Here is a 3,577-nt window from a genome sequence, read left to right as displayed (position 1 = left end):
GGGCGGGATCTGTGGAAGGACCCGCCCCGGGCCGCCGCGCGTCCGGCCGTTCAGACGCGCAGGAGCCGTTCCCCGGCGTCACGGTAGTTCCGCAGGGCCACCCGCAGTTCCTCGGTGCGCGCCTCGCAGTCCGCGCCCTGCCAGCTCGCACGCAGGGCGCGCCTGCGCTCGTCGAGCGCCTCGGCGAGGTCGGCGACGATCCGGTCGAAGGCGCTGTCGGCCTCCTCGACCGCCTGGCGCGGATCCTCGACGAAGTCACTGACCGCCTGGCGCATCCGCAGGATCAGCGCGTCCCGCTCGTGCGCCGGGATCAGGGGCCGGTCACCGGGCGCGTCCTTGTCGTGGAGGCCGTCCGGCGACGGCGCGTCCACGGCCGTGTGGCGGCCGGGAGCGGTGGTCCGTGCGGGGGTGGCCTCCGGCCCGTCCGGCGGTGCGGCCTCGGCCGGGCCGAGCGGAAGACCTCGGCCGTCGCCGTCCGTGCCCGGCACCCCGTCCGGTCCGCGTTCAGGCGCGCCACTGCCCGTCGTGGCACCGGGCGCGGCGACGCGCCGGGGCTCCGGTTCCGCCGTCGGCGGCACGGGGCCGTCCCCGTACGCCGCCCGTGGCGCCGGCGTACCCCGGTGCGCTCCCGGCACGGGGCCGGGCGTCTCGGTGGCGGCCGGATCGGTGCGTTCGGTGTCGTGCGTCATGCCGTGGTCCTTCCCTCGGCCCCGTGCGGGGTCCTCGTCGCGTGCCGGCCCCGGTGCCCGGAGCCGGACGGTGCGTCCCCGAGCAGTACGTCGAACAGCGCCCGCGCCTCGACCAGCGCCGCGCGCATCTCCTCCGTGCTGCCGCGGTCGTGCACCGCCGTGTGCACCCGGCGGTAGCCGTCGAGCTGACCCGCGTGGTGCACGGAGAGGGCGGCCGTCTGTTCCTCGAAGCTGTCACCGTCGGGGAAGCCGCGGTCGCGGGCCAGCCGCGCCAGCAGCGCGTCGGCCTCGGCGACCGCTTCCCGGGGCGAGTCGACGAAGGTCTCCTGGACCATCGCCCAGCGGCCGGCGTAGGCCTCGTGCGCGTCGGGGGAGAGGGGCTGCTCGTGCAGCGAGCCGTGCCGCTTCACCCGCTCGGCGAGCTCCCGTTCGGCTGCCTTGGTGTCCCCGCCGTGCTCGGCCACCGCACGTTCGTACTCGGGCCCGAAGCGCCGCCGCAGCCCCTGTCCGCCGCCCGCCCTGCCGCGGAGGAGGAGGAAACCGAGCGCCGCCACCACCAGGACGACGGCGATGATGATCACCACGGTCGTCGTCATGACGGACGCTCCTGTCGGCCGGTGGTCGGTGCGTCGTACTGTCCCACTCTCCTCAACCCCTTTCGGATCGGGCCCGGCCGGACTCCGGCCGGGCGGTACGCACGGCGTCGTGTACCCCCTCGACCGGGTTCAAGCCGGACGGGCGCTCGGTATCGTGGGAAGCGGCCGAGGACGGCCGACGGCAACCCCGCGGCCCGCGGGCCGAGTTGGGAAAGGGGCGCACGGTGACCGAGCGCAAACCCGCTGGTGTCAGCTTCGAGTCGTGGGTGGACAGGCAGATCCGCGAGGCGGAACAGCGCGGCGACTTCTCCCACCTGCCCGGCTTCGGGAAACCACTCGCCGGCCTGGAACGCCCCTACGACGAGAACTGGTGGATCAAGGCCAAGCTGGAGCGCGAGGGCGTGTCGGTTCTCCCGCCGTCGCTGGCCCTGCGCAAGGAGGCGGAGGACGCCCGCGAGGAGGCGCTTGACGCCCGGTCCGAGCGGGAGGCGCGGCGCGTCCTGAGCGAGGTGAACGAGCGGATCCGCGAGGCGCTGCGGACGCCTCCCGAGGGCCCGCCGCTGAACCTCGGGCCGCTGGACGTCGAGGCGGTCGTGGCGGAGTGGCACGCCCGGCGCTCCTGACAGGGCGGCACACCTCCTCGCCCCGGACCGCGCACGGCCCCGGCCCGGTGCCTCCGTCGGCCACCGGTGCGCCATACTCGGCGTATGAGACAGAGCAGGGCGTACCGGCGTGCGTCGGCCGTCCGGCCCGAAGGGATCCGGATCAGGCGGGCCGTCGCCCGGGACGCCAGGCGGCTCACCCGCCTGGTCACCCGCTCCCGCGCCTACGAGGGCCCCTACGCCCCGATGGTCGAGGGGTACCGGGTCGGCCCGGACTACATCGAGGCGCACCGCGTCTTCGTGGCCGTGGACGCCGACGACCACGTGCTCGGCTTCTACGCGCTGCTCCTCGCCCCGCCGGAGGTCGACCTGATGTTCGTCGCCGACGAGGCCCAGGGACGGGGCATCGGGCGACTGCTCGCCGGTCATCTGCGGGACGAGGCGCGCCGGGCGGGCCTGACCCGCGTGCGGGTGGTCGCCCACCCCCCGTCCGAGGGCTTCTACCGCAGCGTCGGCGCCGAGCGTACGGGCACGGTGCCGGCCGGCCCGCCCGCGGTCATGTGGGACCGTCCGGAACTGACCTTCGCGATCGACGGTCCCTGAGCCCGGCCGGTGACCGACGCGCGACGCCGTGCGGGCGATCTCGGGCGGCCCGCCCGCCCCCGTCGAGGCCCGGTTCCGCGCCCTCCTTCCGGACGGAGGCCGTCGGGCCTGTGTGGTGCATTCCCGGGCGGCTGCCATCATGGAGAGCATGGGTAAGCGCGCCGTCGTCGTCATCGACATGATCAACAGCTACGACCATCCCGACGCCGACCTGCTCGTCCCGTCCGTCACCCGGACCGTCCACGCGATGGCGGAACTGATCCGGAGGGCACGGGAGCGGGACGTCCCCGTCATCTACGTCAACGACAACTTCGGTGAGTGGCGGTCGCACCACGGTGAGATCGTCGACCAGGCGCTCGCCGGCGCCCACCCGGAGCTCGTGGAACCCCTCCTGCCCGACGACGCCTCCCTCTTCGTGGTGAAGGCCCGCCATTCCGTGTTCTACGAGACGCCGCTGCCCTACCTGCTCAACGAGCTGGACGTGGACCACGTCATCCTCTGCGGCCAGGTGACCGAGCAGTGCATCCTGTACTCGGCCCTCGACGCCCACATCCGGTATCTCGACGTCACCGTCCCCGAGGACGCCGTCGCGCACATGCACCCGGACCTCGCCGAAGCGGCGCTGGCGATGATGCGCCGCAACATGGGTGCCGACATCCGCACCGCGGCCACCGTGGAGCTCTGACCGGCGCCGCCCCGGGATTCACCCGGCGACTGGCGGGGCACCCGTACGGCCCGGCCGAATCGCACGACGTGGCGGAGGCAGCGATGGCACGCACACCGGACGGTGACAGGGACCGGGAGGCCCCGACGACGAAGGGCACCGGGCGCCAGGAGACGGAGGAGGAGCGGGCGGACCGGCGGTGGACCGATCTGCTCCAGGAGCTCCGGGTGGCCCAGACCGGGGTGCAGATCCTCTTCGGGTTCCTGCTCGCCGTGGTCTTCCAGTCCCGGTTCGCCGGCCTCTCCGTCACCGACCGCAACATCTACGTGGTGACGGTCATGCTCGGCTCCGCCACGGCCGCGGCCCTCATCGGACCGGTCTCCTACCACCGGCTGCTCACCGGCAGGCGGATGAAGCCGCAGA

The 3,577-nt window shown here is 74.1% G+C and carries 6 protein-coding genes; 4 read left to right on the top strand and 2 right to left on the bottom strand.

What is annotated here, in order from left to right:
- Positions 1-50: 50 nt before the first annotated feature.
- Both IH13_RS0122545 and IH13_RS0122540 read right to left on the bottom strand, forming a co-directional pair.
- Positions 51-689 (bottom strand): hypothetical protein, encoded by a 639-nt coding sequence (locus tag IH13_RS0122545; RefSeq protein WP_031087210.1) that lies wholly within the window; start codon positions 687-689, stop codon positions 51-53.
- The gene (locus IH13_RS0122540) at positions 686-1,285 is read right to left on the bottom strand and encodes a hypothetical protein (RefSeq protein ID WP_031087209.1); all 600 of its coding nucleotides are present in this window, start codon (positions 1,283-1,285) and stop codon (positions 686-688) included. Before IH13_RS0122540 ends, IH13_RS0122545 begins: the two co-directional genes overlap by 4 nt.
- A gap of 224 nt (positions 1,286-1,509) precedes the next feature.
- Between IH13_RS0122540 and IH13_RS0122535 the strand changes: the two genes are divergently transcribed.
- The 4 genes from IH13_RS0122535 to IH13_RS0122520 form a co-directional block, all read left to right on the top strand.
- Positions 1,510-1,908, top strand: a complete 399-nt coding sequence (locus IH13_RS0122535; RefSeq protein ID WP_031087208.1) for a DnaJ family domain-containing protein — start codon at positions 1,510-1,512, stop codon at positions 1,906-1,908.
- An 84-nt stretch (positions 1,909-1,992) separates the two neighbouring features.
- On the top strand, positions 1,993-2,490 hold the full coding sequence (locus IH13_RS0122530) for a GNAT family N-acetyltransferase (RefSeq protein ID WP_031087206.1): 498 nt from the start codon (positions 1,993-1,995) through the stop codon (positions 2,488-2,490).
- 148 nt (positions 2,491-2,638) lie between these two features.
- On the top strand, positions 2,639-3,175 hold the full coding sequence (locus IH13_RS0122525) for a cysteine hydrolase family protein (protein ID WP_031087204.1): 537 nt from the start codon (positions 2,639-2,641) through the stop codon (positions 3,173-3,175).
- 83 nt (positions 3,176-3,258) lie between these two features.
- Positions 3,259-3,577, top strand: a 319-nt coding sequence (locus IH13_RS0122520) for a DUF6328 family protein (RefSeq protein ID WP_031087202.1), incomplete at its 3' end; no start/stop codon positions are given.

This window comes from Streptomyces sp. NRRL WC-3549 (assembly GCF_000721935.1).
Taxonomy (GTDB): Bacteria; Actinomycetota; Actinomycetes; order Streptomycetales; family Streptomycetaceae; genus Streptomyces.
This window is presented reverse-complemented; position numbering and strand designations above follow the sequence as displayed.

Bases quoted from the DNA above. Each gene is read 5' to 3' on its own strand.
- IH13_RS0122525 (WP_031087204.1), top strand. From the start codon at position 2,639: ATGGGTAAGCGCGCCGTCGTCGTCATCGACATGATCAACAGCTACGAC.
- IH13_RS0122540 (WP_031087209.1), bottom strand. From the start codon at position 1,285: ATGACGACGACCGTGGTGATCATCATCGCCGTCGTCCTGGTGGTGGCG.
- IH13_RS0122530 (WP_031087206.1), top strand. From the start codon at position 1,993: ATGAGACAGAGCAGGGCGTACCGGCGTGCGTCGGCCGTCCGGCCCGAA.
- IH13_RS0122545 (WP_031087210.1), bottom strand. From the start codon at position 689: ATGACGCACGACACCGAACGCACCGATCCGGCCGCCACCGAGACGCCC.